This window comes from Nonomuraea sp. NPDC049684 (genome assembly GCF_044465345.1).
Lineage (GTDB): Bacteria > Actinomycetota > Actinomycetes > Streptosporangiales > Streptosporangiaceae > Nonomuraea.
This window is the reverse complement of record NZ_JBITLO010000010.1, coordinates 78,416-104,896: the sequence shown is the minus strand read 5'-3', so window position 1 is coordinate 104,896 and position 26,481 is coordinate 78,416. Positions and strand designations below refer to the sequence as shown.

The following is a 26,481-nucleotide window of genomic DNA, read 5'->3' as shown; positions in this document are numbered from 1 at the left end:
GTCACGTTTGCCCCGTGACATCCGGCTGAACCGCGCCGGGCGCGAGCCGCCTGCGGACGAGCACGATGACCGCGACCACGACCGGCGTGGCCATCCACAGGAACGTGGAGTTCTCCCCGACGCCGAAGGCCAGGACCGCGCTGACCGCCCACAGCACGCCGCAGCCCCAGTACACCCAGGCCGAGGTGGCCATGCGCCGCCTGCTCGCGCCGGCGTTGAGCAGCCCCTGCGTCAGGGCCAGCGTGAACAGCGCGCCCTGGCAGAACATCAGGACGGCCTCCGTCCCGGCGAACAGCGCCAGCGCCAGCCCCTTGGACGCCTGCACGTCGATGTCGGCCGCCGACATCTCGCTCCACAGGTTCATCGTGTACGGCAGGAACGCCGAGCACAGCAGCAGCGGCACGTGCAGCAGCAGGACCGGCTGGGAGACCCGGTGGAGCTGGTCGAAGAGCGTGTGGTGGGCCCGCCAGCTGAACCACAGCATGAGGAAGGCCAGCGCGAACGCCGCGAACGAGCCCTGGTGATGGCTCAGGAAGCCCGCGAGGTCACGGAAGTCGCCCTCCGCCGGACGGGGGATCTCCAGGACGAGCAGCGTGATAGCAATCGCGAAGACCGCGTCGCTGAACATCCCGACCCGCTCCGGGGTCATGCCGGGACGGGGGGCCGGTGGGGGGCTGGACACAGCGGGTCTCCGTGACTCGTGGGGGGACGACCAGCATAGAGGTCCGGACCTGCCCGGGCTCACCGGTCCAGGAAGGCGTCCACCGCGGCCAGGAAGGCGGCCCGTTCCGTGGCGTGGACGAGGTGCCCGGCCTCGATCGTGACCAGCTCGGCGCCGGGGATCAGGCGGGCCAGCCCGGGGGCGTCGAACGGGCTCAGCCGTCCGCCCGAGACCACCAGCGTGGGCGCCGTGATCTTCCCCAGCTCGGCGGCCAGCGCCGGGTCGGGGTCGGCGATGTACGGCTCGGTCTGGTGCATCATCCGCCAGTCGAAGCCGGTGGAGTCGTCCTCCACGAGCGGCTGGCGTCCCTCGATCGGGTACGGCGCCGGCACGTCCTCCAGCACCAGCCGCTCGACCCGCCCGGGGTGGCGCATGGCCACGTGGTAGGAGACCATGCCGCCGAGCGAGTGCCCGATCAGCCGGACGCGGTCGAGGCCGAGGTGGTCGAGGAGCGCCACGACGTCCTCGGCCATCGTGCTCACCGCGTACTCGCCCGGACGGTCGCTGGCCCCGTGGCCGCGCAGGTCGGGGGCCAGGACGTGGTGACGGGCGGCGAAGTGCCGGGTGATGCCGTTCCAGTCGTTGTGGTTCGCGGTCCTGCCGTGGACGAGGACCAGCGGCGGGGCGGCGGGGTCGCCCTCCTCGCGGTAGACGAGCTTGATGCCGTTGACGTGGGCTTCGCGAATCACATCCAGGAACACTACCTTCGGCCCTTTTGTCTGCCTCAAGGTTCCGCCGAGAGCTTCACCGGCCAGCGCACCTTGACATCGCCGCGGCCGTTCATGGGCAGACATTGCCCATGAACCCCGCCGGGCCGCTCGGCTAGCGTCGCGACGGTGGGGAAGCCGGTACTGGAGAAGGGGCAACGCATGCCGGACCCGATTGAAGTGCGAAAGGTGCCGATCGAGAGCGTGACCGACGCCTCCGGGCTGTCCCGGCTCATCGAGGACGGGGTGATCGAGGCGCGGCGGGTGCTCGCGGTGATCGGCAAGACCGAGGGCAACGGCGGCGTCAACGACTACACGCGCATCCTGGCCGACCGGGCCTTCCGCGAGGTGCTGGCCGAGCACGGGCACCCGTCCCCCGAGAGCGTGCCGCTGGTGTGGTCGGGCGGCACCGACGGCGTCCTCAGCCCGCACGCCACCGTCTTCGCCACCACGGCGGACGCGCCGCCCAGCGACGAGCCGCGCCTGTCGGTGGGCGTGGCGATGAGCGAGGTGATCCTGCCCGAGGACATCGGCCGTCCGGCGATGGTGGAGAAGGTGGCCGCCGGGGTGCGGGAGGCCATGAAGATCGCCGGCATCGACGACCCCCGCGACGTGCACTACGTGCAGACCAAGACGCCGCTGCTCACCCTGGCCACCATCACCGAGGCCAGGAGCCGCGGCCAGGACACCGCCATCGAGGAGACCGGCCCGTCGATGGACCTGTCCAACTCCACCACCGCGCTCGGCATCGCCGTCGCGCTCGGCGAGATCGACATGCCCAGGGCCGACCAGATCCACAAGGACCTGTCGCTGTACTCGTCGGTGGCCTCGTGCTCGTCGGGGGTGGAGCTGGACCGGGCGCAGATCGTGCTGGTGGGCAACGTGCGCGGCATCGGCGGGCGCTACCGCATCGGGCACAGCGTCATGAAGGACGCGCTCGACGCCGACGGCATCTGGGCGGCCATCAGGGACTCCGGGCTGCCGCTGCCGGACCGCCCCCGCCCGGCCGACCTCGGCGGGCGGCTGGTCAACGTGTTCATGAAGTGCGAGGCCGACCCGTCGGGACGGGTGCGCGGGCGGCGCAACATCATGCTGGACGACTCCGACGTGCACTGGCACCGGCAGATCAAGGCGGCCGTCGGCGGGGTGGCGGCCTCGGTCACCGGCGACCCCGCGGTGTTCGTCTCGGTGGCCGCCGTGCACCAGGGACCGTCGGGCGGCGGGCCGGTCGCGGCCATCGCCGACCTCGCCGACCTCGGCTAGCTGGACGGCCCCGGCGGGCACCAGGGGAGCACGGTGAGCTCGGGCCAGGCTTCGGCGCAGCGTGCCGCCTTGGCCTCGTAGACCTCGCGCGGCGCCTGCCGGGGGTTGGGACGCAGCACGAGGTTGAAGGCGTCGGCCACGCCGTAGGGGGCGTAGACCCGCCACGCCCCCGACGCGGTGAGCCGGACGCCGATCGCGCTCGTGGTGCTGGGGAAGGAGTCGATCGCGGCCTCGGAGCTGTCGTAGGGCGGGCACGGCACGCCGAAGCGGCGCTCGTACCACAGGTGGACGCGGGCCTCGTTGCGGATCTCCACCGGCACGTCGCCGAACAGCTCGCGCCCGGCCCTGATCGCGCGGTCCTCCGCCTCCCACGACAGGTCGGACGGATCGTGATAGATGAGGTCATAGTCTTTGACGCCGTAGCCCGCCGGACGTCCGGTCACGTGGTTCCAGATCGCCTGGACGACCGCGCCCGCCGCCAGCCACCAGCCGGGCAGGCCGAGCGCGCGGGCCCCGCCGAGCACCCGGACCAGCACCGGGTCGGTCTCCAGCACGGCCCGCACGGCCGCGGTCTGCTCGTCGAGGGGAAGCCGGGAGATCCGCACCCCACCTGTCTAACAGCCCGCCCCGACAGAACACCGCCGGAACGCCGGCGAGCACCGCCGGAACGTCTCCAGGGCGCCTCCCGGAGCGGGGGCGGTGGCGCCCGCGGGTAGTCTCGTTCGTTGTGCCGACCATCCCACAGCCACTCGACCCCGACGACGACGGCAGCGCCGCCCCCGCCGTGGCCGCCGCCCTGGCCGCCTACGAGGCGGGCGCGTGCGGCCCCGCCGACGTGCTGGCCGCGCTGAGCGGCGCGCGGCTGCTGGTCCCGGTGGTCGCCCTGCTGACCGAGTCGGAGGTCGGTGAGCACGGGCTGCGCCAGGAGAAGGAGAGCGAGATGGCGCTGCCCAAGCTCGTCGGCCACGACGGCAGGCACGCGGTGCTCGCCTTCACCGGAACCGACGCGCTGACCAGATGGCGCAAGGACGCCCGCCCGATCCAGACCGGCACGCTCCAGGTCTGCCGGGCGGCCGTGCACGAGGAGGCCGCGGCGGTCGTGGTCGACGTGGCCGGGCCGGTGCAGTTCGTGATCGAGGGCGAGGTGCTGAGGGCGCTGGCCGCGGTCGAGTCCGGCACCGTCGACCAGCTCGGCGGCGTCACCGTCGCCAGGATGGAGCCCGCCCCGCCCCGCCGCCGCTGGTTCTCCCGCCGAACCGGCTGAGCGCCGCTTCCCGAGCCGAACCGGCTGAGCGCCGCTTCTCCCGCGGGAAGGCTGAGCGCCGCTTCTCCCCACGAGCCGGACGCGCCGACGCCCCCGGCCGGTGTCGGTCACCGGCCGGGGGCGTTCGCCGGACGTCGTCAGGAGACGGCGAGGCAGGTCGTCAGGAGACGGTCAGGTAGAACCCGGTGTCGGCCGCCACGCCGTCGGCGAGCTGGCTGTAGACCGCGATCGCCCGGTAGTGGCCGCCGCAGATCGCCGCCCCGCGCTGCACCGACAGCGAGCGCGGGTAGGTGGACCGGCCGATCGGCGTCACGTGGATCGCCAGGTCGCCGTCGTAGTCGACGTCCTCGCCGAGGATCACGCAGTACGTCCCGCGGAACATGCGCTTGGCCTCCTCGACGTTCTTGCTGTCGGTCACCACGCCGTCCGCCCGGACGGTGGCCGAGGCCTGGGCGTACGGCGTGTCCGCGTACGCCGCCGCGGGCGTCAGGACGGCCGCCGCGACGAGCGCGACGCCGGCGGCGCGCCGGATGATGTTCATATGGGTGCTCCCTCGGTTCTCGGTCAGGAGATGGTCAGGTCGAAGCCGCCGTCGGCGAGCCGGCCGGTGCTGGTGTCGTAGACGCCGACGGTGATGGTGTTGGACTCGTGGCAGGTCGCCGACGAGTTCCGGTAGGCGATGAACGGCAGGCGGCGGGGCGCCCGCGGGGTGATCTGGATCACCGCGGTGGACGTGGTGACGTGCCTGTCGACCATCACGCAGTAGCGGCCGGTCGAGGCCCGCCACGTCTTGAGGATGTTCTTGCCGTTGTTCAGCTCGCCGTCCGCGTCGACGATCGCCGCGGCCCGCGCGTAAGGGGCCTGCAGGTCGGCGTACGCGGCGGGGCCGGTCATGATGAGGCTTGCGGCGCTCAGCGCGAGGCCGCCGGCCAGGATGCCACGGAACATGGGTCTTCCTCTCGGTCACTCTTCCGGGGGGCCACGACAGAAAGTAAGTTCCTGACCACCCCCGCAGCCGCGTGCCACCCCGTCCCGGACGATCAAAGTTCCTTGGGGGATCGCCCCCGAACCCATGACCGCCGGCGTGCGTCGCGGCCCTCCGTCCGGGGCGCCGGGGCCCGCCGGGACGCGGGTTCGCTCTTGGCGCACGCCATACCCGGGCCGCCCGCCGCGATCGCGGGACGGCCGCCCGGCCGCCGGATTAGGGTCTGGTCGTGGTCGCACTCATGGCGCTGCTCGGTCTGGTCGCCGGACGACAGGTCAGGGCGCTGGCCGACGCCTACGACGACCTCGCGTCCCCGCCGTCCTGGCCGCCCGGCGTGGAACTGCTGACCGCCGCCGTGACGGCGCTGACCGCCTGGCTCGCCGGGCCGCCGTACGCGGGGCTCGCGCTGGCCGGCACGGCGCTGGCGGTCATCGACTGGCGCACCACCCTGCTGCCCGACGCGATCACGCTGCCCGCGTACCCGATCATCGCACTGACCCTGCTCCCCACCGGGGAGCTGCCGCGCGCGCTGCTCGGCGCGGCGGCGCTGGCGGCCGTCTACGGCCTGTTGTGGTTCGCCAGGCCGGCCGCGATGGGCCTCGGCGACGTCAAGCTGGCCGGGCTCATCGGCATGGCGGCGGCGGCGATGAGCTGGCAGACGTGGGTCGCCGCGGCGTTCGCCGGCCAGGTGCTCGGCGCGCTGTACGCGGTCGCGCTGCTGCTCACCGGGCGGGGCGACCGGCACACCCAGTTCCCCTTCGGGCCGTTCATGCTGCTCGGTGCTTTCGTGGCGCTCTGTCTCGGCTGGTGAACGACGGACATCCCACCCGGCCGCACGTGGAAGACTTGGAGTCATGTTGCGCTGGTTGACGGCCGGAGAGTCCCACGGCCCCGAACTCGTTGCCATCCTCGAAGGACTGCCCGCCGGGGTCGAGGTGACCACGGCCGCGATCGACGAGGCCCTGCGCCGCCGCAGGCTCGGCTACGGCCGCGGCGCGCGGATGAAGTTCGAGCAGGACCAGGTGACGATCGTCGGCGGCGTGCGCCACGGCCGCACCATGGGCAGCCCGGTCGCCGTCCGCGTCGGCAACACCGAGTGGCCCAAGTGGGAGAAGGTCATGTCGGCCGACCCGGTCGACCCGGCCGAGCTGGAGGGCCTGGCCCGCAACGCGCCGCGGTCCCGTCCCCGCCCCGGCCACGCCGACCTGGCCGGCATGCAGAAGTACGGCTTCGACGACGCCCGCCAGGTGCTCGACCGGGCCAGCGCCCGCGAGACCGCGGCCCGCGTCGCGCTCGGCGAGGTCGCCAGGCGCTTCCTGAAGCAGGCGCTCGGCGTCGACATCGTCAGCCACGTCACCTCCATCGGCGGCGCGCAGACGCCCACCGAGGTGCTGCCCGGCCCCGGCGACCTGGCCAGGATCGACGAAGACCCGGTCCGCTGCTCCGACCCCGAGGGCAGCGCCGCCATGGTCGCCGTCATCGACCAGGCCCACAAGGAAGGCGACACGCTCGGCGGCGTCGTCGAGGTGCTCGCCTACGGCCTGCCGCCCGGCCTGGGCAGCTACACCCACTGGGACCGCAGGCTCGACTCCCGGCTCGCCGCGGCCCTCATGGGCATCCAGGCGATCAAGGGCGTCGCGGTCGGCGACGGCTTCGAGACCGCCCGCCGGCCCGGCTCGCGCGCCCACGACGAGATCGAGTACACCGCCGAGAACGGCGTCAAGCGCGTCACCAACCGCGCGGGCGGCGTCGAGGGCGGCATGACCAACGGCGAGGTCCTGCGGGTCAGCGCCGCCATGAAGCCCATCTCCACCGTGCCGAGGGCCCTGGCCACGATCGACGTCAAGACCGGCGAGGCGGCCAAGGCCCACCACGAGCGCTCCGACGTGTGCGCCGTCCCGGCCGCGGGCATCGTGGCCGAGGCCATGGTCGCGCTGGTGCTGGCCGACGCGGCCCTGGAGAAGTTCGGCGGCGACTCGGTGGAGGAGGTCGCCCGCAACCTGTCCGGCTACCTCTCCTCGATGGTGATCAAGTGACGGCCGCGCCGAGCGCACGAGAAGGGGTGAGCGACCAGTGACCAGAGCCGTGCTCATCGGCCCGCCCGGATCCGGCAAGACCACGATCGGGCGGCTGCTGGCCGAACGGCTCGGCGTCGCCTTCCGCGACACCGACGCCGACGTCGAGGCCGAGGCCGGCAAGCCGGTCGCCGACATCTTCGTCGAGGACGGCGAGGCCCGCTTCCGCGAGCTGGAGCACCAGGCCGTGCGCCGCGCCCTGGCCGAGCACGACGGCGTCCTGTCGCTCGGCGGCGGCGCCGTGCTCAACGAGGAGACCCAGGCGCTGCTCGCCGGTCACCACGTGGTCTACCTGCAGGTGGGCCTGGCCGACGCGGTCCAGCGGGTCGGGCTCGGCTCGGCCAGGCCGCTGCTCGTGCTCAACCCGCGCAGCCAGCTCAAGAAGCTGATGGAGGAGCGGCGGCCGGTCTACGAGCGCCTGGCCGTGGTCACGCTCGCCACCGACAAGCGCGACCCCGGCGAGCTCGCCGACGAGATCCTGGAGGGCCTGCCCGCATGACCGCGACGCGGATCCCCGTCCCCGGCGACAGCCCCTACGACGTCGTGGTGGGCAGCGGCGTGCAGGCCGAGCTGCCCGGCCTGCTCCGGCCGGGCGTGCGCACGGTCGCCGTCGTCCGGCCGCAGGGCCTGCCCGAGCTGTCCCGCCCGGTCCTCGCGGCGCTGGCCGAGGCCGGCTACGAGGTGGCCGACCTGCCCGTCCCCGACGGCGAGGCGTGCAAGACGCCCGAGGTGGCCGCCGGCCTGTGGTCCGCGCTCGGCCGCCACGGCCTGACCCGCTCCGACGCCGTCGTGGGCGTGGGCGGCGGCGCGACGACCGACCTGGCCGGGTTCGTGGCCGGCACCTGGCTGCGCGGCGTGCAGGTCGTGCTCGTGCCGACGACGCTGCTGGCCATGGTCGACGCCGCCGTCGGCGGCAAGAACGGCATCGACACCCCCGAGGGCAAGAACCTGGTGGGCACGTTCCTGCCGCCCGCCGGGGTGCTCTGCGACCTGGCCGTGCTGCCCGGCATGCCGAAGGCCGACTACGTGGCGGGGCTGGCCGAGATCATCAAGGGCGGCTTCATCGCCGACCCGCAGATCCTCACGCTGGTCGAGTCCGACCCCGAGGGGGCCACCAGGCCCGACGGCCCCCACACCCGCGAGCTGATCGAGCGCAAGATCCGCGTCAAGGCCGGCGTCGTGGGCGCCGACCTGCGCGAGCAGGGCCTGCGCGAGATCCTCAACTACGGCCACACGCTGGCCCACGCCATCGAGCGCGACGAGCACTACACGATCCGCCACGGCGAGGCGGTCGCCATCGGCATGGTCTACGCCGCCGAGCTGTCCCGGCTGTCCGGCCGCGCCGACCTGGCCGCCCGCACCCGCGCGATCCTCACCTCCGTGGGCCTGCCGGTCTCCTACCACGCCGGCGCCTGGCCGCGGCTGCGCGACCACATGCGGCTGGACAAGAAGAACCGGGGCGCCAAGCAGCGTTTCGTCGTCCTCGACGACCTGGCCAGGCCGGGGCGCCTCGAAGACCCCGCCGAAGAGCTGCTCGAAGCCGCCTACAAGGAGATCGCACGATGATCCTCGTGCTCAACGGCCCCAACCTGAGCCGGCTCGGCACCCGCGAGCCCGACGTCTACGGGGCCGAGACGCTGGAGGACCTCGCCGAGCTGTGCCGCGAGACCGGCCGCAAGCTCGGCGAGCAGGTCGAGGTGCGCCAGACCGACGACGAGGCCGAGCTGATCGGCTGGCTGCACGAGGCCGCCGACGGCCGCATCCCCGTCGTGCTCAACCCGGCCGCCTTCACCCACTACTCCTACGCCGTGCGCGACGCCATCGCCCAGCGCACCGCGCCGCTCGTCGAGGTGCACATCAGCAACCCCGCGGCGAGGGAAGAGTTTCGCCACACCTCGGTCGTCGCCGGGGTGGCGACGGGCACGATCGCCGGATTCGGACTACAGTCCTACGTCCTGGCGCTACACGCTATCGCGGAGATGAACAGCAGCTCATGAGGCAATACAAGTCCTTCGTCGCACTCGGGGACAGTTTCACCGAAGGACTGAACGATCCAGGCCCCGACGGGCACTACCGCGGCTGGGCCGACCGCGTCGCCGAACGGCTCGCCGCCGACGACCCGGCGTTCCGGTACGCGAACCTGGCCGTCCGCGGCAAGCTGCTCGACCAGATCATCGCCGAGCAGGTGCCGCGGGCCATCGAGATGAGCCCCGACCTGGTCAGCTTCTGCGCGGGCGGCAACGACCTGCTGCGGCCGGGCAGCGACCCCGACGTGATGGCCAAGCGCCTGGCCCGCGCGGTGCGCGACCTGCGGGCCGGGGGCGCCGACGTGCTGCTGTTCACCGGGGTCGATCCGCGCGACACGCCGCTGATGCGGCGGCTGCGCGGCCGTTTCGCCATCTTCTACCTGCACATCCGCTCCATCGCCGACCTCTACGGCTGCCGGCTGGTCGACCAGTGGTCGATGCAGGGGCTGCGCGACTGGCGGGCCTGGAGCACCGACCGCCTGCACATGAACGAGGACGGCCACCGCCTGGTAGCGGCCCGCGTGCTCGACGTGCTGGGGGTGCCGTTCGACGACTGGCGCAAGGAGTGGCCGGAGCGGCTGGTCGACCCGCGGGCGCGGCGCCGCGAGGACGCCCAGTGGATCCGCGAGCACCTGGTGCCGTGGATGTCCCGCCGCCTGCGCGGCACCTCCTCCGGCGACGGCCTCACCCCGAAGCGCCCCGACCTCACCCCGTTCTAGCCGGTCCGGCCCCGGGCCGTTCCCAGATCGGGCCCGCCCAGGGGCCGTTCCCGCGGCCGATGGGGCCACGGAGTGGGGCAAGGCGGGCTCGCGTGACGGCGGCCCGCCGGTGAAGGGTCAGCGGGCGTTTCCTGGAAGGCCGCCCGCCCCGTATGGCGGGTGGCCTGACCAGGCGAAGCCGTAAGGAAGAGGACTGTCGCCTGAGGGGGCCCGCGGCGGTCAGGACTCGGTGGACAGGCGCTTGAGCGCGGCGCGCGGGACGGCCGGGTCGGTGGTGCGCCAGAACGGCGGCAACGACCCCAGCAGGAAACCGCTGTACCGGGCCGTGGCCAGGCGCGGGTCGAGGACCGCGATGACGCCCTTGTCGTCCTGCGCGCGCAGCAGCCGGCCGGCGCCCTGGGCCAGCAGCAGGGCCGCGTGGTTGGCCGCCACCGCCATGAACCCGTTGCCGCCGCGCGCCGCGACGTGCCGCTGCCGGGCCGAGGTGAGCGGATCGTCGGGGCGCGGGAACGGCACCCGGTCGATGATGACCAGCCGCAGCGACGGCCCGGGGACGTCGACCCCCTGCCACAGCGACAACGTGCCGAACAGGCAGGTCGGCTCGTCCTCGGCGAACTGCTTGACCAGCAGCATGGTCGAGTCGTCGCCCTGGCACAGCAGCGGCACGTCGAGCCGTTCGCGCAGCGCCTCCGTGGCGGCCTTGGCGGCGCGCATCGAGGAGAACAGCCCCAGCGTGCGCCCGCCGGCCGCCTCGATGAGCTCGGTGATCTCGTCGAGATACTGCTGCGGCAGCCCGTCGCGGCCCGGCTGGGGCAGGTGTTTGGCGACGTAGAGGATGCCGGCGCGCGGGTGGTCGAACGGCGAGCCGACGTCGATGCCCTGCCAGCGCTTGCTGTCGCCCAGCCCCCACTGCGCGGCCAGCCCGTCGAACGTGCCGCCGAGGGCGAGCGTGGCGGAGGTGAGCACCACCGTGCGCTCGCCGAACAGCCGCTCGCGCAGCATGCCGCTCACGCTCAGCGGCGCGACCCGCAACATGGGCGGACGGCGGTCGGTGGCGCCGTCGAGCCAGACCACCTCGGCGCGGTCGGCCTCGGAGGCGTGGCCGTAGGCGTCGAGCATGCGCACGGCGGTGTCGTGCACCTCGTCGAGCGCGGTGAAGGCGGCCTTGCGCTGGCCCGCCTTGTCGGGATCGTCCTTGTCGGCGTTGCGCGAGCCCATGGCGGTGATGCAGCGCCAGGCCGTGTCGCGGATGAGCTGCAGCGTCAGGCCGAGCACCTGCGGCAGCTCGTCGATGCGGCCGGGCGGCGCGGCGGCCAGCAGCGCCTTGAGGTCTTCGCCGGCCTCCATGAGCTGGTCGGCGAGCGGCTGCTCGATCAGCCGGCCGACACGGCGCACGGCCAGCATCACCGACGCCTCCGACAGCTCGGCGGTGACCACCGAGGTCACCCGGTCGACCAGCTCGTGGGCCTCGTCGACGACCACGACCTCGTGCTCGGGCAGCACCGGCAGGTCGCCCATGGCGTCGATGGCCAGCAGCGCGTGGTTGGTCACCACGACGTCGACCTCGCCCGCGCGCGCCCTGGCCAGCTCGGCGAAGCACTCGGGGCCGCTCGGGCAGCGGGTGGCGCCCAGGCATTCCTGCGCGCTCACCGAGAACTGCCGCCAGGCCTGCTCGCTCACGCCGGGCACCAGCTCGTCGCGGTCGCCCGTCTCGGTCTCCTCGGCCCACTCCTGGATGCGCTGGACCATGCGGCCGGTCGCGCTCACCTCGCGCGGGTCGAAGAGCTGGTCCTGCTCGTCCTCCTCGGGCCAGCCCGCCGTCGCCTTGTAGCGGCACAGGTAGTTGCGCCGGCCCTTGAGCATGGCGAACGTCGGCTCGTGCGGCAGCTCCTTGCCCAGCGCCTCGGCCAGCCGGGGCAGGTCGCGGTCGACGAGCTGGCGTTGCAGCGCGATGGTGGCCGTGGAGATCACGACGGGGGAGTCGCTGTCCATGGCGTGCCGGATCGAGGGCACCAGGTAGGCCAGCGACTTGCCGGTGCCCGTGCCCGCCTGGACGGCCAGGTGCTCCTCGTCGTCGATGGCCTTCTGGACGGCCTTGACCATGGTGATCTGGCCCTGCCGTTCGCTCCCTCCGAGAGCGCCGACCGCGATGTTGAGCAGTTCGTCCACTGACGGGAGATGGGAGTCCGGCACGGTCGTCAACGGTACCCGCAATCCCGGGCCGACGCGCCGGGACGCCCTGTGTCCGGTCATGCGCATCCCGGCGTTCCCGGGCTCCTCGCCGGACTCGCGTGGCACACTGTCGAGCGGAACTCCGACTGGTCAGGACGATCTTGCTGGTGTGATCGACGGGGTTCACGGTCTCGATGGTGAGAGCGGTTAGGTAGGGTTTTCCGGGGTTGAGTGGACGAATAAAGGCTGGTTAAAGCAGTATGTCTGCCATGTCGGAAGTTGTCCCGTTGCCGTCGTTCGGCGAAGTCTTCTTCGATGCACGAGGTCAGGAGCGGTGCCTCCGGGTCACGTGGCATGAGGGCACACTCGTCCTCAGCCTGTGGCGAGGGGAGATGTGCACAGCGAGCTTCCGCATGCCGATGGAGGACGTCGGCAGGCTGCTCGACACGCTCGACGACGGCTACGCCGAGGCCACGGGCGAGCAGCCCGCGGTGCCCGCGGACGATCCGGGCACCGAGGTCATGCCGGGCACCGGGACGTACCACCGGCCGCCCCAGCACGCCCAGCAGCCGCCTCCGCCCGCGCTCGACGAGCGGCCCACCGCGTCGCTGTCGCCCAACGACGTGCTGGTCGCGCGCGGCCCGGCGCCGCAGGACAAACTGGTGGCCTCCTACAGCGAGACCACCGGCCCCCGGGAGACGCCGTCGTTCGGCGAGCGCACCCCCTTCACCGGCCCCCAGTACGTCGAGCAGCCCGCCGCCCAGTACCCCGGCGACCCGCACAGCGGCCCCCACTACCCCGGCGACCCGTTCAGCGGCCCGCAGTACACGGGCGACCCGCTGAGCGGCCCGCAGTACACGGGGGACGCCTTCAGCGGCCCGCAGTACACCGGCGACCCGCTGAGCGGCCCCCAGTACGCCGGCGACCCCTTCACCGGCCCCCAGTACGTCGACAGCGGCGAGCCCGTCTACCAGCTCCCCGCCGACCAGCGCCGCCCGGCGCCGCTGAGCACCGACCCGCTCGGCTTCCCGTCGCAGGCCGCCGACCCCTTCCCGCCGGCCCAGCAGTACGCGCCGGACTCCTACGGCTCCTACCAGCAGCCGCCGTCCCAGCCCCAGCCCCAGAGCCAGCCGCAGCCTCAGGCCCAGCCGCCGAGCACGGCCGGGCTCGGCACGCCCATGCACGGCATCCCCGGCGCCGGCCGCAGGCACCACCCCGCGCCCGCCCAGGACCCCTACCGCCCGGCCGACGCCTACCAGGGCTACCAGCAGCCCGCGCCGCCCAACCCGGTGGACCCGCTGCTGGCGCTCGGCCGCCAGGAGTACCCGCCGCAGTCGTCCGACCCGAACATGGGCCGTCCGTACGTGACGGACCCCCTGTTCTCGACCGGCGAACGCCTGCGCCCCGACCAGCAGCAGGACTACGGCGACGGGCACGACCGCCGGGAGTGGTGACACCCTCCTCCGGCCCGCCGGGTACGCTCTCGGCATCCACCCGGGCGAGCTGGAGGAGCGTCGTTGAACCCGACCATGGGCCTGCAACTGCTGCTGATGGCCGGCGGCGCGGTCGGGGTCGCGGCGGTGGCGCGCCGGCGGGGCTGGCCGGCGCCGCTGTTGCTGGTCGCGGCCGGCCTGCTGGTCTCGCCGCTGGTGCCGGCGGTGCCGTTGCAGCCGGAGCTGGTGCTGTTCGTGTTCCTGCCGCCGCTGCTCTACTCGGCCGCGCTCGACAGCTCCTACCTGCGCCTGCGTGACGTCAAGCGGGCCGTGGCGCTGCTGTCGATCGGCCTGGTGCTGTTCACCACGGCCGTGGTGGGGCTGGTCGTCCACCTGCTGCTGCCGCAGCTCCCGCTGGCCGCCGCCTTCGCGCTCGGCGCGATCATCGCACCGCCCGACGCCGTGGCGGCCGTCGCCGTGGGCCGGCGGCTCGGGCTGCCGCGCAAGTCGCTGACGATCCTCATCGGCGAGAGCCTGTTCAACGACGCCACGGCGCTGACGGCCTACCGGGTGGCCATCGGGGCGGCCGTGGGCGGCAGCATCGACCTGTTCCAGGGCGTGGCGCAGTTCCTGTTCGCGGCGCTCGGCGGGGTGGCGATCGGGCTGGCGCTGGCGTTCGTGTTCGCCTGGGTGTTCCAGCACACGCGTGACTCGCTGGTCGAGAACACGCTGATGCTGCTGATCCCGTTCGCGGCCTATCTCGCGGCCGAGTCCGTGCACGTCTCCGGGCTCGGGCCCGAGCCGGTGCACGCCTCGGGCGTGATCTCCGTCGTGGTCGTCGGCCTCTACCTGGGCAACCGCATGCACCAGCGGGGGTTCGGCACCCGGCTGGTGTCAGACGCGGTGTGGAAGGTCACCGACTTCTTCCTGGAGTCGATCGTCTTCGCGCTCATCGGGCTGCAGCTCGTGACCGTGGTCAAGGGCATCACCGGTTACGGCCCCTGGCAGGTCGCCGGCTACGCGCTGGCGGTGCTCGCGGTGACGATCGTGTCCAGGTTCGTGTGGGTGTTCGCCTTCACCCCGCTGGTCAAGCTCGTCCGGCGGGGCCCGGCGCCCAGCCCGCAGCAGACGGTGATCCTGGGCTGGGCCGGCATGCGGGGCGTGGTGTCGCTCGCGGCGGCGTTCTCCATCCCGCCGGAGATCCCGGCCCGCGACCGGGCCATGCTGCTGTTCCTGACGTTCACCACGGTGATCGGCACCCTGCTGATCCAGGGCATGACGTTCCCCGCGCTGATCAGGAAGCTGCGCGTGTCGAGCGAGCAGGAGCGCTACGAGGACACGCTGGCCGAGGCGGCCGCCCAGCAGGCCGCGCTGGAGGCGGGCCTGGCCGAGCTCGAACGGCTGGTCGAGCAGGAGGGCGAGCCCGACGAGATCAAGAAGCAGGTCATCGACCAGCTCAGGGAGAAGTCGTGGCGGCGGTCGCTGACCGCGTGGGAACGCCTGGGCGGCGGCACCGCGCAGGGCGGCGCCGAGACGCCCAGCAGCATCTACCGGCGGCTGCGCCGTGACATGCTCACGGCCGAGCGCGAGGTGTTCGTCCGCCTGCGCGACGAGCGCCGCCTCGACGACGAGGTGCTGCGGGAGGTGATGGCCCAGCTCGACTTCGAGGAGGCCATCCTCGAACGCTGACCCCGCCCGCCGGGCGCCGTCCGCGAGGGCGCCGTCCGCGTGGGCGCCGTCCGCGTGGGCGCCCGCCGGGTCAGCCCATCTGGTTGTCCACGAAGCACCAGCGCCAGCTCTCGCCCGGTTCGAACGACTGGATCACCGGGTGCGTGGTCGCGTGGAAGTGCTTGGTCGCGTGCTTGTTGGGCGAGGAGTCGCAGCAGCCGATGTGGCCGCACTCCAGGCAGCGCCGCAGGTGCACCCACCGGCTGCCGCTGGCCAGGCACTCCTCGCAGCCCTCTGGGGTCTTCGCCGCCGGGTCGTCGGCCTGGGAAAGATGCTCGCACATTGCCATGGATCAGATCCTAGGACCCGGCCGCCGGCGCCTTCCGCCCAGACCTCCTGTCCGGGCACTGACCTGCGAGAACGCTGTGCGGGCCGGGCCTTCGGCGAGGCAGTTCCGCGCGGCCGGCCGGGTGGTCGGCCAGACTCTTCCGGGGGGGTCCGCGCTCAGGGGAGTGAGAAGGCATGGCCGATGTGTTCGCGAAGTGTCGTCTGCCCGGGTACCAGCCGGTCAAGGAGCTGGGCGTCTATCCCTACTACCACCCGATCCAGGAGCGGCCTGGCGACGGGGAGGTGGTGGTCGGCGGGCGGGTGCTGGTGCAGGCCGGGTCCAACGACTATCTCGGGCTCTCGGGGGATCCCCGCGTCAAGGAGGCCGCCGTCGCGGCGATCCGGCGGCTCGGCGCGGGCAGCGGCGGTTCGCGGCTGACGAACGGCTCCCTCGCGCTGCACGAGGAGCTGGAGGCGCGGCTCGCGGAGTTCCTCGGGCGTCCGGCGGTCATGGTGACCAGCGCCGGCTACCTGGCCAACCTCGCGCTGGGCGCGCTGCTGGGGCCCGGCGACGTGGTGATCGGCGACCGGCTGGTGCACGCGTGCCTCATCGACGCCGTACGCCTGGGCGGAGCGCGCTTACGCCGCTACCGGCACAACGACATGGACCACCTGGAACGCCTGCTGGCCGCGGGCGACCCGGACACCGGCCGGATGATCGTGACCGAGGGCATGTTCTCCACCTCCGGGGACGTGTGCGACCTGCCGGGCATCGCCAAGCTCGCCCGCGCGTACGGAGCCCGCGTCGTGATGGACAGCGCCCACGACGCCGGCCTGCTCGGGGAGGCCGGTCGCGGCGCCGCCGAGGCGCACGGCCTGGAGGAGGCCGTGGACGTGCAGACCGTCACCTTCTCCAAGTCGTTCGGCACGGTCGGCGGCGCGGTCGCCGGGCCGGAGGAGATCATCCTCTACCTGCGCCACCACGCGCGGTCCATGGTGTTCACCGCCGCGCTGGCACCGGCCTGCGCCGCCGCCGCGCTGGCCGCCCTGGAGATCGTCGTCGCCGAGCCCGAGCGGCGGCGCCGGTTGCGGGCGGCGGCCGGGCGGCTCAGCGGCGAGCTGGCCGGGCTGGGGTACGCCGTCGTGCCGTCGGACCGTCCGGTCATCGCCGTGCCGGTGGGGGAGGACCTGCTGTGCTTCCGGCTGTGGCGGGAGCTGTTCGACGAAGGGGTGTTCACCACGGCCATGATCTCGCCGGGGGTGCCGCCGGGGCAGGCGCTCATCCGGGTCAGCCTCACCGCCACCCACACCGACGCCCAGCTCGACCGGATCGCGGCCGCCTTCGCCGCCGCCGGGCGCCGATCGGGGCTGCTTCACTGATCGCGCGCGCCGCCGCGGGCGCGGGGCGCTGGGTAAGGTCGAGGTATGCGACTCATCAAGAGCCGGTTCGTGCCCCTGGCGCTCTTCGCCGTATGCGTCCTGGCCGCCGGGTGCGGCGAGGTCAACGACACGATCGACAAGGCCCAGGCGTGCCTGGAGGCGCCGAAGATCGTCACCGACCTGGCCGCCAAGGTCAAGGACCTCACCGACGACCCCAAGGCCATGGAGAAGGCGCTCGACGACGCCGCGGGCAAGCTCAACGACGTGGCCGACAAGGCCGCCAACACCACGCTCAAGCAGGCCAGCGAAGACCTTGCCAAGACTTTGGGCGGGATCGACGTGCAGAACGTCAACGACGCCGTCGACGCGGCCCAGAAGGTGGGCAGCGAGGCGGTCGACTACGCCCAGCAGGTCGCCAAGGCGTGCAGCTGAAATCCCGGCTTCTCTAGGGGAAAAGGGGACGAATTACCATATAAGGCATGGAGCCCGACCCGCGTTTCACCTTGGCCAACGAACGCACCTTTCTCACGTGGCTGAGCACGGCGCTGGCGCTCAGCGCGGGCGGGGTGGCCATGGCGGCGGTGCCCTCCGACGTGTTCGTGCCGTGGGTCCGCACGGTGCTGGCGGTCATGCTGGTGTCGTTGTCCGCGCTGGCGGCGGGCATGGCCTATCCGCGCTGGCGCAACATCCAGCGCGCCCTGCGCAACCAGGCGCCGCTCCCGCCGCCCGCCCTCGCGGCGGTCTTCGGGTACGGCGTCGCCACCGTGGCCGTCGTCGCCCTCGTGCTCATCATCCTGTCGGTGTAGATGTCACAGGAGATCTGGGACGAGGGCCTGCAGAGCGAGCGCACCCGGCTCGCCTGGGTGCGCACCGCCGTGGCGCTGGCCACGGGCGGGCTCGGCGCCGCCGGGCTCGCGGTGCGCCACGGCCTGCCCGCCGTGGCCGTCGCGGGGTTCGCGCTGGCCGCGCTGTGCGGCGCGGTCCTGCTGATCAGGACGGGGGTGCGCTTCCGCCGGGTCCAGGAGGCCCTGCACGGCGGACGGCCCATCGACGCGGGCCTCGACGCGCTGTTCGCCTGGCTCGGCACCCTCAGCGTCGTGCTCGGCGCGGTCACCTTCGTGCTCACGGTCCGGTGACGCCCGGTCCGGCGACCCCCGGCTTGCGATGTTCCGGAGGGGAGGCGGACACTCGTAGTGAGGGGGTGACCTCAGTGGAGGAAGAACGCAGGACCCTGCCCTTCGAGTGCCGCGGCTGCTGGCACGTCTGGGAAGAGGACTACCTCGTCCGGCACGTCGACGACGAGCACGGGAACGCCGCCGAGATCTGGCTCAGGGACGGGCTCGTGGTGCCGCCGCCGTCGTACGGGGTGATCTGCCCGCACTGCGGTTGTCAGCAGACCACCACGTTCCCGGCCGGTTATCTCGCCCGCCATCCGGAGCTGTTCCGGTCGGACGAGCCCGTCGTGCCGGACGCGACGCCGCTGCTCAGCCCGGTTCCGCCGCGGCGTCCGTACTGACGGGGGACGCCACCGCGGGCGGGTAAGTGCCGAAATTTGGCGCTAAACCATGACACTTGGTAAGCGTTTCGTAGCTTGAAGTGTCATAAGGTGCGTCTTGCGTACGCGCGGAGTCAGGCGCAGACTGCAGGTCTAGACCACCGAATCCCAGCCGGGGGTGATCCTCGTGCGCGACGGGTTCGAGACCCGCGAGACCTGGCCCTTCGAGTGCCTGCGCTGTCTGCGTGTCTGGGAGGAGGAATTCGTCGTCCGGCATTTCGCCGACGACTACGGCAATGAGGTCGAGATCTGGCTCAGCTCCGGCATCGCCGTGCAACCCCCCTGGTCGGGCACCTGCTGCCCGGGATGCGGCGCCTACCACGTGACGTCGTTCCCCAGCGGTTACCTGGCCAGGCACCCCGAGCTGCGGCCGGCCCCGGAGGTGCTGCCGGAGCTCGTGCCCGAGCTCGGCGCCGTGTCGGGTCCGGTGCTGGAGGAGCCGAAGGCGCCCCTGGCGGGGGCGCCTTTGGCCGGCCGGCTGCTCGTCGCGGTCGGGGTGCCCGTCGCCCTGTTCGTCGGGTACGAGCTGTACCGCAGCCTCGTGGCCGTCGCGCCCGCCCACCACTAGCGGGCGGGCGGGGTCGCGGTCACTGGCTCAGGCTCTCCAGCCAGGCCCGGTGCAGCCCGGCGAAGCGGCCCGAGGCGGCGATGAGCCGGTCGGGCGGCCCGTCCTCGACGACCTGGCCGGCCTCCATCACCAGCACCCGGTCGGCGATCTCCACGGTCGAGAGCCGGTGGGCGATGATCAGCGCCGTGCGGTCGGCCAGGATCGTGCGCAGCGCCCGCTGCACCAGCCGCTCGCTCGGCACGTCGAGGCTGGAGGTGGCCTCGTCGAGGATGAGCACCGCCGGGTCGGCGAGGAAAGCCCTGGCGAACGCGATGAGCTGCCGCTGGCCCGCCGACATGCGCCCGCCGCGCTTGCCGACCTCGGTGTCGTAGCCGTCGGGCAGCCCGGCGACGAACTCGTGCGCGCCGATCGCCTTGGCCGCTTCGCGGACCTGCCGGTCGGTGGCCTCCGGCCGGCCGAACCTGATGTTGTCCGCGACCGTGCCGCTGAACAGGAAGTTCTCCTGCGTCACCATGACGACGGCCTGGCGCAGCGTCGTCTCGTCCAGGTCGCGCAGATCGACCCCGTCGAGCAGCACGCGGCCCGCGGTCGGGTCGTAGAAGCGGGAGATCAGCTTGGCCAGCGTCGTCTTGCCCGCGCCGGTCGCGCCGACCAGCGCCACGCTCTGCCCGCCGGGGATCGTCAGGTCGAGGCCGGGCAGGATCGGCATCTCCTCGACGTAGGTGAAGCGCACGTCCTCGAAGCGGACCATGCCGCGGGCCTGCTGGGGCAGCGGCTCGGGCCGGCGCGGCTCCGGCACGCCCGGCTCCTCCTCCAGCACGCCCGACAGCTTCTCCAGGGCCGCGCCCGCCGACTGCAGCGTGTTGTAGAACTGGCTGAGCTCCTGCATCGGCTCGTAGAACTGCCGCAGGTACAGCAGGAACGCGGCCAGCACGCCGACCGTGACCTCGCCCTCGATCGCCAGGTAGCCGCCGTAGAGCAGCACGCCGCCCACGGTCAGGTTGCCGATCAGCTTGATGCCGAACATGAACTCCGCGCCCAGGACCATGCTGCGCGCGTTGGCGTCCCGGTAGTCGTCGTTGAGCTGGGCGAAGATCTCCTGGTTGCGCGGCTCCCTGCGGAAGGCCTGGACCGCGCGGATGCCGGTCATCGACTCCACGAAGTGCACGATCACCAGGGCGACCGTCTCCCGCGTCCGCCGGTAGACGATCACCGACTGCCGCCGGAACCACCGCGTGAACAGCAGCAGCAGCGGCAGCGGGACCAGCGCCACCAGGCCGAGGTGCACGTCGAGGACGAGCAGCAGCGCGGCCGTGCCGAACATCGTCAGCACCGCCTTGACCAGCCCGTCGAAGCCCGACTGGAGCAGCTCGGAGATGGCCTCGATGTCGGAGGTGAGCCGGGAGATGACCCGGCCCGAGGTGTACTTCTCGTGGAAGCTCAGCGACAGCCGCTGGAAGTGGTCGAACACCCGCCTGCGCAGCTCCAGCAGCACGCTCTGGCCGATCTTCCCCGACAGGCGCAGGAACGCCTGCCGGGTGAGGGCCTGCGTGACCGCCGCGACCAGGATCACGCCGACCACGATCAGCAGGACCGACGGCCCCGACCCACGGGCCATCGGCGGGATGCCGTCGTCGATCCCCACCTTGACCAGGTACGGGATCGCCAGCGCCGCGGCGTTCGAGACGACGATGATCGCGGTGAGCAGTGCGATGGCCTTGCGGTAGGGACGCAGCAGGTCGCCGAGCAGCCTGCGGGAGCGCTCCCGCAGCAGCACCGACACCTTCTCCGGCAGTTCGTCCTGCTCCTCGGAGGCGACGCCGCGCCAGGAGGAGACGGGGGCGGCGGTCATCGCAGGGCTCCTTCCGAGGGGTCGAAGTCGGCGTCCTGGGCCAGCAGCTCGCGGTACTCGGGCACGTCGGCCAGCAGCTCGTGGTGGCGGCCGACGTGGCTGATGGTGCCGTCGCGCAGCAGCGCCACCTTGTCGGCCAGCAGCACGGTCGAGGCGCGGTGGGCGACCACGATGCCGGTCGCCTCGCGCAGGACGTGCCGCAGCGCCTCCTCCACCAGCGCCTCGGTCTCCACGTCGAGCGCGGACAGGGTGTCGTCGAGGACGAGCACCCGCGGCCTGCTCAGCACCGCCCGCGCCAGGGCGAGCCGCTGCCGCTGCCCGCCGGACAGCGACAGGCCCTGCTCGCCGATGCGGGTGTCCAGGCCCCAGGGCAGGTCGTACACGAAGTCGGCCTGGGCGGTGGCGATCGCGTCGGCCAGCTCCTCCTCGGTGGCGTCGAGCCGGCCGAGCATCAGGTTCTCGCGCACGCTCATCGAGAACAGCGTCGGCTCCTCGAACGCGGTGGCCACCAGCGAGCGCAGCGTGGTCAGGTCGAGGTCGCGCACGTCCTCGCCGTCGATGGTCACGCGGCCCGTGGTGGCGTCGAGCAGCCGGGGCACCAGCGCGGTCAGCGTGGTCTTGCCCGCGCCGGTCGCGCCCACGATCGCGACCGTCTCGCCGGGGCGCACGTCCAGCCAGACGTCGCGCAGCACCGGCTCGGCCGCGCCGGGGAAGGCGAACCCGACGCCCTCGAAGCGCAGATGGCCCCGGGGCAGCTCGATCGTGCGGCTGCCGCTCTCGATCGCCGGGACGGTGTCCATGACCTCCATGACCCGGTCGGCGGAGGTCATCGCCTCCTGGGCCATGGCCAGGATGTAGCCGAGGCTGGCGATCGGCCAGACGAGCTGGAGCATCAGGGTGGTGAAGGCGACCAGCGTGCCCAGCGTCATCGAGCCGGAGCCCACCGCGAGGGCGCCGAGCAGCAGCACCAGGGCGAGGGTGACGTTGGGGATCACTTCGAGGAAGGCGAAGAACCGGGCCGACAGGGTGGCCTTGTCGACCGAGCTGCCGTACACCTTGCGGGCCGCCTCGTCGTAGCGGTCGTAGACGTGGTGGCGGCGGCCGAACGCCTTGATCGTACGGATGCCGATGGCCGACTCCTCGACGAGCGTGGCGAGGTCGCCCTGCTCGTCCTGGACCTGGCGGGAGATCTTGATGTACCGCTTCTCGAACCGCAGGGACGTCCACACGATCGGCACGGCCGAGGCCAGCACCAGCAGCCCGAGCGGCCAGTACTTGTTCAGCAGGAGCACGGTCACGGTGATGAGCTGGAGGATGTTCATCACCAGGAAGAGCATGCCGAAGCCGAGGAAGCGGCGGATGGTGGACAGGTCCGTCGTGGCCCGCGACAGCAACTGGCCCGACTGCCAGTCGCCGTGGAAGCCCATCGGCAGGCGCTGGAGGTGCTCGTAGAGGTCGTCGCGGATCGCGGTCTCCAGCCCGAGGACGGGTTTGACCTGGGTCCAGCGCCGCAGGAAGATCAGCCCGGCCTCCACGACGCCCACGCCCAGGGCGATGAGACCGAGCGGGAGCAGCCCGTCGGAGTCGCCCCGGGTCACGGGACCGTCGATGACCTTCTCGCTGATCAGGGGGAGCGCGATGCTCGCGGCGATGCTGAGGATCGCGGCCAGCCAGATGAGCACCAGTCTGGCGGCGTACGGGCGGAGGTAGGACTTCATCCGCCACAGGGAGTTGGAGGAGAGCAGGGGACGGCGAGGTGTGTCAGTATCGGGAGGCATCCCATCCAGGTTAATACGTGGGATCAACCCATTTTTTGCGGTAAATGTGGGGGTTTCTGCAGGTTACAGGCAGAAACGAGACCCTCACGGCGCGTCCGGCGACCCCGCGCCCGCCGTCGTCCGGGCGGCCGGGCACACTTCCACCTGCGGCTCGGGCGCGGCCCGGGTCAAGGCGGAGCTGTCCTTTCCGCTCACGTTTTCTCACCGGACAGGAAGTCGCGATGATCGACGAGAGTGAACTGCCGTACCTGCGGCGCTGTGTCGAGCTGGCCGCCGAGGCGCTGGAGTCGGGCGACGAGCCCTTCGGGTCGGTGCTGGTCGCCGCGGACGGCGCCGTGCTGGCCGAGGACCACAACCGGGTGGCCGGGGGCGACCGCACCCGGCACCCGGAGTTCGAGCTGGCACGGTGGGCGGCGGCCAACCTGACCCCGCAGGAGCGGGCGGCGGCCACCGTCTACACCTCCGGCGAGCACTGCCCGATGTGCGCGGCGGCCCACGCCTGGGTGGGCCTCGGGCGCATCGTCTACGTGGCGTCGTCGGAGCAGCTCGGCGGCTGGCTGGCGGAGCTGGGCGTGCCGGCGCCGCCGGTGAGCACGCTGCCGGTCAACGCGGTCGCGCCGGGCGTCCGGGTGGACGGGCCCGTCCCGGAGCTGGCCGGGCAGGTGCACGAACTGCACCGCCGCTTCCACGGCGGACGCTGACACCGCCGCCCGGTGGAGCGGGCGGGCCGGCCGGTCAGGAGGCGGACGTGCCGAGGGCGATCGTGTCGGCGACCTCGGCGTGCCGCTCGGTCTCCTCGGCGGCGAAGCGGGCCTCGTCCAGCTTGGCGGCGATGTCCTCGTCCTGCTTCATGAGGGCGTCGAGCGACTGGCCGGCCATCTCCAGCACGCCCATGTCGGCGTACGCCTGCTGCAGCCGGGGGCTCCACAGCCCGATGTCCTTGACGCACGGCACGATCCTGCTGAACAGCAGCGAGCGGAACAGCCGCAGGTACTCCGACTGGTCGGTGGCCCGCATGACCTCGTCGGTCTCGGCCCTGGACAGGCCCAGGTGCTCCCAGGACTCCGCGCCGCGCAGCCGGTCGCGCATCAGGTAGCAGCCCTCGATGACGAAGTCCTCGCGCTCGCGCAGCTCGGACTCCGACAGGTTCTTGTAGTAGTCGCGCAGCGCCATCCGGCCGAAGGCGACGTGCCGGGCCTCGTCCTGCATCACGTACGCGAGGATCTGCTTGGGCAGCGGCTTGGTGGTGATGTCGCGCATGACGCCGAACGCGGCCAGGGCCAGGCCCTCGATGAGCACCTGCATGCCGAGGTAGGGCATGTCCCAGCGGGAGTCGCTGAGCGTGCTCTCCAGCAGCGCCTTGAGGTGCTCGTTGATCGGGTACGCCAGGCCTACCTTCTCCTGGAGGAATCGGGCGTAGGTCTCGGCGTGGCGGGCCTCGTCCATGGTCTGGGTGGCGGCGTAGAACTTGGAGTCCAGGTCGGGAACCGACTCGACGATCCGGGCCGAGCAGATCATCGCGCCCTGCTCGCCGTGCAGGAACTGGGAGAACTGCCAGGCCGCGCCGTGCAGCCGCACGTCCTGGCGCTGCTGGGGGCCGAGCCGGTGCCACAGCGGGGTGTCGTGGATGGCGATCGTGTTGTCGGGGATCCCGAGCACGTTGTACGGGTCCACCTCCAGGTCCCAGTCGATGCGCTTGGCCGAGTCCCACTGCTTGTCCTTGCCCTTCTGGTACAGGGCCAGCATGCGGTCGCGGCCCTCGTCGTACTCCCAGGTGAACCGGCTGGCGCCGGCCATGCCGACGTCCCAGGTGGAGAGCTCGGCGGGGAGGGTGTAGAGATCGTGCGTCGACATGGGGGACCTCCGCGAGGGGGATTACGTACGGTGTACGTCCACGGCTCGACCCTTGCACGTACGGTGTACGTCCGTCAATAGAATGAGCTATGACCACCGAGCCCCTGTCCAGGCCCCGCATCGTGGCCGCGGCCATCGACCTCATCGAGCGCGAGGGCGCCGACGCGGTCTCCATGCGCCGCATCGCGGCCGAGCTCGGCGTCGGCGTGATGTCCCTCTACAACCACGTGCCGAACAAGGACGCCCTGCTCAACGGCGTGGCCGAGAGCGTGCTGAGCGGCATCGAGTTCACCGACGACCCCGACGCCCACTGGACCGACCGGGTGCGGGCGCAGGCGCGGGCCTTCCGGCAGATCGCCCATCATCATCCGCGCTCGACCATGGTGGTGGTCAGCCGCCAGCTCCACTCCCACGCCGGGCTGCTGCCGGTCGAGCGGGCGCTGGCCACGCTGCGCGGCGCGGGCTTCGACGGGCCCGACGCCGTCCGGATGTTGCGCATGTTCATCGCCTTCATCGTGGGCTCGCTGCTGCGCGAGGTCGGCGTGACGCCCACGTTCGCGCCCGTCCACAGCCGCACGGTCGAGGCCGCCGAGGTCGATCCGGCGCTGTTCCCCGAGGTGAGCGCGCTGGCGCCGCTGCTGGCCGAGTGCGACCACGAGGAGGAGTTCGAGTTCGGGGTCGAGCTGCTCATCCAGGCCATCGCGGTGCACGCGGGGCAGTAGGAGGGCATCCGGGCGGGCCCGGATGCCCTCCCGGGCGGGAGATCAGTACCAGTTGTGCGATCTCCAGTGCCCCCAGGCGCCGCAGGGCTTGCCGTACCTTCCCTTGATGTAGGCCAGGCCCCAGCGGATCTGCGTCTCGGGGTTGGACCGCCAGTCCTTGCCCGCGCCGCTCATCTTGACCGCGGGCAGCGCCTGCGGGATCCCGTAGGCGCCCGACGACCGGTTGAGCGCGTGGTGGTTCCAATTGCTCTCTCTGGTCCACAGGTTGTCCAGGCAGCGGAACTCCCGGTAGTTCCACGCGCGCTGGACGACCTGTCCCAGAGCGATCTTCTTGTTTCTTCCGGCGGGCCGTACGGCCGCGATCTTCGGTTGCGCTGACGTTGTCCAGGTCCGCATCTTGATCACCGGAGGCCGGGACTCCGCCCAGGCCGGGCCGGTGCTGACGCCGAACGCGCTGATAGTGAGAAGAGTGCCGCTGAGCACGCGTTTGCTGTCCAAGGCGATCCTTGCTTTCGGGTCGCGTGCGGACGGGCGCCCCCTCGGGGGCGCCCTGCCGGTCCGGCGTCCGTGGCTCGGACGCGGAGGGTCCGCGCGGCCTTCCGGGATCCTGTACCGCCCGATCGTGCTGGACGGCCCGGAAGGCGCCACGACGTGTCCTCAAGCACGATTCCTATTACGGGCCGTGACCGCGGGCCGCGATCTCGACACGCGAAGGACAGGTGTTTGCGCGCTCAATTCGGATAAAGGGCGATCTCGCTGGACCAGGATTGCCCGGCCCGCCGCCCATATGGCATGTCCTTGAGTAAAAACGCGGACGTACCTGGGGTTTGGCTCAGTACCAACTGTGGGATTGGAAGTGCGCCCACGCGCGACACGGCGAGCCGTACCGCTGCTTGATGTAGCCCAGACCCCACCGGATCTGGGTGCGCGGGTTGGTGCGCCAGTCGGCGCCCGAGGAGGCCATCTTGTGGCCCGGAAGCGCCTGCGGGATGCCGTAGGCGCCCGACCGGTTGCCGGCCCTGTGGTTCCAGCCGCTCTCTCTGGCCCAGAGCCTGACCAGGCAGCCGTAGCTCGCGGCGCCCCAGCCGCGCTGGGCGACCAGGGACTTGGCGATGGCTTTGTTCCTGCCACTGCTCTGGGAGCTCTGCGCCTGTGCGGCCGTGGTGCCGGTCACCGTCGCGAGCGTGGCGGCGAGGACCAGGACACCGGTACGGCGGAGCATGGGCATGCGGATTCCCTTTCGAAGGGGACGGGGACCGCGTCACCCTGCCTGACAAACGCCCTTCTTTCCTAATTGACCATGAAAAATCAGACGAAATTCCAAGATCACGACATATTGATATTCAGGGGTTTTGCGGGAAAAATGAGGAATAGGTCACAATCTGCGGCGGGCGGCGTTCTGTAAGCTTCA

General features: G+C 72.0%; 30 protein-coding genes. 18 read left to right on the top strand and 12 right to left on the bottom strand.

All coding sequences use genetic code 11. The annotated features are described in order from the left end of the window. Position 1: 1 nt before the first annotated feature. Positions 2-649 carry a TMEM175 family protein gene (locus tag ACIBST_RS29010; protein WP_397176198.1) on the bottom strand — a complete coding sequence of 216 codons (648 nt, stop codon included), beginning with the start codon at positions 647-649 and terminating at the stop codon, positions 2-4. 92 nt (positions 650-741) lie between these two features. Next, positions 742-1,410 (bottom strand): alpha/beta fold hydrolase, encoded by a 669-nt coding sequence (locus tag ACIBST_RS29005; RefSeq protein WP_397176196.1) that lies wholly within the window; start codon positions 1,408-1,410, stop codon positions 742-744. Positions 1,411-1,590: 180 nt separating this feature from the next. Here ACIBST_RS29005 and ACIBST_RS29000 point away from each other — a divergent pair, with 180 nt between their 5' ends. Continuing rightward, entirely contained in the window at positions 1,591-2,691 is a 1,101-nt protein-coding gene (locus ACIBST_RS29000) for a ring-opening amidohydrolase (protein ID WP_397176195.1), read from the top strand. On the opposite strand, the gene ACIBST_RS28995 is transcribed toward ACIBST_RS29000, so the two are convergent. After that, complete coding sequence (locus ACIBST_RS28995) at positions 2,688-3,296, bottom strand: nucleotidyltransferase family protein (protein ID WP_397176193.1); 609 nt, start codon at positions 3,294-3,296, stop codon at positions 2,688-2,690. The two genes, ACIBST_RS29000 and ACIBST_RS28995, sit on opposite strands and share 4 nt — an antisense overlap. A gap of 122 nt (positions 3,297-3,418) precedes the next feature. On the opposite strand from ACIBST_RS28995, the gene ACIBST_RS28990 reads away from it, so the two are divergent. Next, entirely contained in the window at positions 3,419-3,955 is a 537-nt protein-coding gene (locus ACIBST_RS28990) for an SseB family protein (protein WP_397176192.1), read from the top strand. 160 nt (positions 3,956-4,115) lie between these two features. On the opposite strand, the gene ACIBST_RS28985 is transcribed toward ACIBST_RS28990, so the two are convergent. Further along, entirely contained in the window at positions 4,116-4,496 is a 381-nt protein-coding gene (locus ACIBST_RS28985) for a hypothetical protein (RefSeq protein WP_397176191.1), read from the bottom strand. A gap of 23 nt (positions 4,497-4,519) precedes the next feature. Continuing rightward, positions 4,520-4,903, bottom strand: coding sequence for a hypothetical protein (locus tag ACIBST_RS28980; protein WP_357992478.1), 384 nt, complete (start codon positions 4,901-4,903; stop codon positions 4,520-4,522). A 266-nt stretch (positions 4,904-5,169) separates the two neighbouring features. Here ACIBST_RS28980 and ACIBST_RS28975 point away from each other — a divergent pair, with 266 nt between their 5' ends. From ACIBST_RS28975 to ACIBST_RS28950, 6 genes are read left to right on the top strand one after another with little or no spacing between them, the layout of a single operon-like run. Continuing rightward, a complete protein-coding gene (locus ACIBST_RS28975; protein ID WP_397176189.1) occupies positions 5,170-5,751 on the top strand; it encodes a prepilin peptidase in 582 nt (193 codons plus the stop codon). A 43-nt stretch (positions 5,752-5,794) separates the two neighbouring features. Beyond that, on the top strand, positions 5,795-6,976 hold the full coding sequence (gene aroC / locus ACIBST_RS28970) for a chorismate synthase (RefSeq protein WP_358284964.1): 1,182 nt from the start codon (positions 5,795-5,797) through the stop codon (positions 6,974-6,976). A gap of 37 nt (positions 6,977-7,013) precedes the next feature. After that, the gene (locus ACIBST_RS28965; protein ID WP_397176188.1) at positions 7,014-7,514 is read left to right on the top strand and encodes a shikimate kinase; all 501 of its coding nucleotides are present in this window, start codon (positions 7,014-7,016) and stop codon (positions 7,512-7,514) included. Beyond that, positions 7,511-8,581 (top strand): 3-dehydroquinate synthase, encoded by a 1,071-nt coding sequence (gene aroB, locus ACIBST_RS28960; protein WP_397176186.1) that lies wholly within the window; start codon positions 7,511-7,513, stop codon positions 8,579-8,581. Before ACIBST_RS28965 ends, aroB begins: the two co-directional genes overlap by 4 nt. Next, complete coding sequence (gene aroQ / locus ACIBST_RS28955; RefSeq protein ID WP_352363963.1) at positions 8,578-9,012, top strand: type II 3-dehydroquinate dehydratase; 435 nt, start codon at positions 8,578-8,580, stop codon at positions 9,010-9,012. The genes aroB and aroQ overlap by 4 nt, the downstream gene beginning before the upstream one ends. Beyond that, positions 9,009-9,761 (top strand): SGNH/GDSL hydrolase family protein, encoded by a 753-nt coding sequence (locus ACIBST_RS28950; protein WP_397176185.1) that lies wholly within the window; start codon positions 9,009-9,011, stop codon positions 9,759-9,761. The genes aroQ and ACIBST_RS28950 overlap by 4 nt, the downstream gene beginning before the upstream one ends. 219 nt (positions 9,762-9,980) lie before the next feature. Here the strand turns inward: ACIBST_RS28950 and ACIBST_RS28945 are convergent, their stop codons facing one another. Then, complete coding sequence (locus tag ACIBST_RS28945; protein WP_397176184.1) at positions 9,981-11,954, bottom strand: ATP-dependent DNA helicase; 1,974 nt, start codon at positions 11,952-11,954, stop codon at positions 9,981-9,983. Positions 11,955-12,346: 392 nt separating this feature from the next. Between ACIBST_RS28945 and ACIBST_RS28940 the strand changes: the two genes are divergently transcribed. Both ACIBST_RS28940 and ACIBST_RS28935 read left to right on the top strand, forming a co-directional pair. Then, the gene (locus ACIBST_RS28940; RefSeq protein ID WP_397176183.1) at positions 12,347-13,387 is read left to right on the top strand and encodes a hypothetical protein; all 1,041 of its coding nucleotides are present in this window, start codon (positions 12,347-12,349) and stop codon (positions 13,385-13,387) included. Positions 13,388-13,450: 63 nt separating this feature from the next. Beyond that, positions 13,451-15,055: a Na+/H+ antiporter gene (locus ACIBST_RS28935; RefSeq protein WP_397176182.1), complete on the top strand. Its 1,605-nt coding sequence runs from the start codon at positions 13,451-13,453 to the stop codon at positions 15,053-15,055. 70 nt (positions 15,056-15,125) lie between these two features. Here ACIBST_RS28935 and ACIBST_RS28930 read toward each other — a convergent pair whose 3' ends face one another. Then, positions 15,126-15,383, bottom strand: a complete 258-nt coding sequence (locus ACIBST_RS28930) for a UBP-type zinc finger domain-containing protein (RefSeq protein WP_358284978.1) — start codon at positions 15,381-15,383, stop codon at positions 15,126-15,128. A gap of 173 nt (positions 15,384-15,556) precedes the next feature. Here ACIBST_RS28930 and ACIBST_RS28925 point away from each other — a divergent pair, with 173 nt between their 5' ends. The 6 genes from ACIBST_RS28925 to ACIBST_RS28900 all read left to right on the top strand — a co-directional run bounded on the left by ACIBST_RS28925 (position 15,557) and on the right by ACIBST_RS28900 (position 18,864). Further along, positions 15,557-16,741 carry an aminotransferase class I/II-fold pyridoxal phosphate-dependent enzyme gene (locus ACIBST_RS28925; RefSeq protein WP_397176181.1) on the top strand — a complete coding sequence of 395 codons (1,185 nt, stop codon included), beginning with the start codon at positions 15,557-15,559 and terminating at the stop codon, positions 16,739-16,741. A gap of 45 nt (positions 16,742-16,786) precedes the next feature. Then, complete coding sequence (locus ACIBST_RS28920; protein ID WP_352324105.1) at positions 16,787-17,173, top strand: hypothetical protein; 387 nt, start codon at positions 16,787-16,789, stop codon at positions 17,171-17,173. A gap of 47 nt (positions 17,174-17,220) precedes the next feature. Continuing rightward, the gene (locus ACIBST_RS28915; RefSeq protein WP_352363977.1) at positions 17,221-17,547 is read left to right on the top strand and encodes a DUF202 domain-containing protein; all 327 of its coding nucleotides are present in this window, start codon (positions 17,221-17,223) and stop codon (positions 17,545-17,547) included. Further along, positions 17,548-17,877 (top strand): DUF202 domain-containing protein, encoded by a 330-nt coding sequence (locus tag ACIBST_RS28910; RefSeq protein WP_357964720.1) that lies wholly within the window; start codon positions 17,548-17,550, stop codon positions 17,875-17,877. It abuts the gene before it with no gap. Positions 17,878-17,951: 74 nt separating this feature from the next. Beyond that, on the top strand, positions 17,952-18,257 hold the full coding sequence (locus ACIBST_RS28905; RefSeq protein ID WP_358284985.1) for a hypothetical protein: 306 nt from the start codon (positions 17,952-17,954) through the stop codon (positions 18,255-18,257). A 166-nt stretch (positions 18,258-18,423) separates the two neighbouring features. Further along, positions 18,424-18,864 (top strand): hypothetical protein, encoded by a 441-nt coding sequence (locus ACIBST_RS28900; RefSeq protein ID WP_397176180.1) that lies wholly within the window; start codon positions 18,424-18,426, stop codon positions 18,862-18,864. 19 nt (positions 18,865-18,883) lie between these two features. Here the strand turns inward: ACIBST_RS28900 and ACIBST_RS28895 are convergent, their stop codons facing one another. Then, complete coding sequence (locus ACIBST_RS28895) at positions 18,884-20,716, bottom strand: ABC transporter ATP-binding protein (protein WP_397176179.1); 1,833 nt, start codon at positions 20,714-20,716, stop codon at positions 18,884-18,886. Then, positions 20,713-22,494 (bottom strand): ABC transporter ATP-binding protein, encoded by a 1,782-nt coding sequence (locus ACIBST_RS28890; RefSeq protein WP_397176177.1) that lies wholly within the window; start codon positions 22,492-22,494, stop codon positions 20,713-20,715. The genes ACIBST_RS28895 and ACIBST_RS28890 overlap by 4 nt, the downstream gene beginning before the upstream one ends. Positions 22,495-22,715: 221 nt before the next feature. On the opposite strand from ACIBST_RS28890, the gene ACIBST_RS28885 reads away from it, so the two are divergent. Beyond that, positions 22,716-23,195 (top strand): nucleoside deaminase, encoded by a 480-nt coding sequence (locus ACIBST_RS28885; RefSeq protein WP_397176175.1) that lies wholly within the window; start codon positions 22,716-22,718, stop codon positions 23,193-23,195. A 34-nt stretch (positions 23,196-23,229) separates the two neighbouring features. On the opposite strand, the gene ACIBST_RS28880 is transcribed toward ACIBST_RS28885, so the two are convergent. Continuing rightward, positions 23,230-24,348: a ferritin-like domain-containing protein gene (locus tag ACIBST_RS28880; RefSeq protein WP_397176173.1), complete on the bottom strand. Its 1,119-nt coding sequence runs from the start codon at positions 24,346-24,348 to the stop codon at positions 23,230-23,232. 89 nt (positions 24,349-24,437) lie between these two features. Here ACIBST_RS28880 and ACIBST_RS28875 point away from each other — a divergent pair, with 89 nt between their 5' ends. Then, entirely contained in the window at positions 24,438-25,070 is a 633-nt protein-coding gene (locus tag ACIBST_RS28875) for a TetR/AcrR family transcriptional regulator (protein ID WP_397176172.1), read from the top strand. Between the two features lie 42 nt (positions 25,071-25,112). Here ACIBST_RS28875 and ACIBST_RS28870 read toward each other — a convergent pair whose 3' ends face one another. Continuing rightward, positions 25,113-25,568 carry a transglycosylase SLT domain-containing protein gene (locus ACIBST_RS28870; protein ID WP_397176170.1) on the bottom strand — a complete coding sequence of 152 codons (456 nt, stop codon included), beginning with the start codon at positions 25,566-25,568 and terminating at the stop codon, positions 25,113-25,115. 334 nt (positions 25,569-25,902) lie between these two features. Continuing rightward, complete coding sequence (locus tag ACIBST_RS28865; protein WP_352324904.1) at positions 25,903-26,298, bottom strand: transglycosylase SLT domain-containing protein; 396 nt, start codon at positions 26,296-26,298, stop codon at positions 25,903-25,905. Positions 26,299-26,481 lie beyond the last annotated feature (183 nt).

Coding starts and splice junctions, on each gene's coding strand:
- ACIBST_RS29010 (WP_397176198.1), bottom strand. CDS start 649: ATGACCCCGGAGCGGGTCGGGATGTTCAGCGACGCGGTCTTCGCGATT.
- ACIBST_RS29000 (WP_397176195.1), top strand. CDS start 1,591: ATGCCGGACCCGATTGAAGTGCGAAAGGTGCCGATCGAGAGCGTGACC.
- ACIBST_RS28985 (WP_397176191.1), bottom strand. CDS start 4,496: ATGAACATCATCCGGCGCGCCGCCGGCGTCGCGCTCGTCGCGGCGGCC.
- ACIBST_RS28980 (WP_357992478.1), bottom strand. CDS start 4,903: ATGTTCCGTGGCATCCTGGCCGGCGGCCTCGCGCTGAGCGCCGCAAGC.
- aroC (WP_358284964.1), top strand. CDS start 5,795: ATGTTGCGCTGGTTGACGGCCGGAGAGTCCCACGGCCCCGAACTCGTT.
- aroB (WP_397176186.1), top strand. CDS start 7,511: ATGACCGCGACGCGGATCCCCGTCCCCGGCGACAGCCCCTACGACGTC.
- aroQ (WP_352363963.1), top strand. CDS start 8,578: ATGATCCTCGTGCTCAACGGCCCCAACCTGAGCCGGCTCGGCACCCGC.
- ACIBST_RS28950 (WP_397176185.1), top strand. CDS start 9,009: ATGAGGCAATACAAGTCCTTCGTCGCACTCGGGGACAGTTTCACCGAA.
- ACIBST_RS28940 (WP_397176183.1), top strand. CDS start 12,347: ATGCCGATGGAGGACGTCGGCAGGCTGCTCGACACGCTCGACGACGGC.
- ACIBST_RS28930 (WP_358284978.1), bottom strand. CDS start 15,383: ATGGCAATGTGCGAGCATCTTTCCCAGGCCGACGACCCGGCGGCGAAG.
- ACIBST_RS28925 (WP_397176181.1), top strand. CDS start 15,557: ATGGCCGATGTGTTCGCGAAGTGTCGTCTGCCCGGGTACCAGCCGGTC.
- ACIBST_RS28920 (WP_352324105.1), top strand. CDS start 16,787: ATGCGACTCATCAAGAGCCGGTTCGTGCCCCTGGCGCTCTTCGCCGTA.
- ACIBST_RS28915 (WP_352363977.1), top strand. CDS start 17,221: ATGGAGCCCGACCCGCGTTTCACCTTGGCCAACGAACGCACCTTTCTC.
- ACIBST_RS28910 (WP_357964720.1), top strand. CDS start 17,548: ATGTCACAGGAGATCTGGGACGAGGGCCTGCAGAGCGAGCGCACCCGG.
- ACIBST_RS28895 (WP_397176179.1), bottom strand. CDS start 20,716: ATGACCGCCGCCCCCGTCTCCTCCTGGCGCGGCGTCGCCTCCGAGGAG.
- ACIBST_RS28890 (WP_397176177.1), bottom strand. CDS start 22,494: ATGCCTCCCGATACTGACACACCTCGCCGTCCCCTGCTCTCCTCCAAC.
- ACIBST_RS28885 (WP_397176175.1), top strand. CDS start 22,716: ATGATCGACGAGAGTGAACTGCCGTACCTGCGGCGCTGTGTCGAGCTG.
- ACIBST_RS28880 (WP_397176173.1), bottom strand. CDS start 24,348: ATGTCGACGCACGATCTCTACACCCTCCCCGCCGAGCTCTCCACCTGG.
- ACIBST_RS28875 (WP_397176172.1), top strand. CDS start 24,438: ATGACCACCGAGCCCCTGTCCAGGCCCCGCATCGTGGCCGCGGCCATC.
- ACIBST_RS28865 (WP_352324904.1), bottom strand. CDS start 26,298: ATGCCCATGCTCCGCCGTACCGGTGTCCTGGTCCTCGCCGCCACGCTC.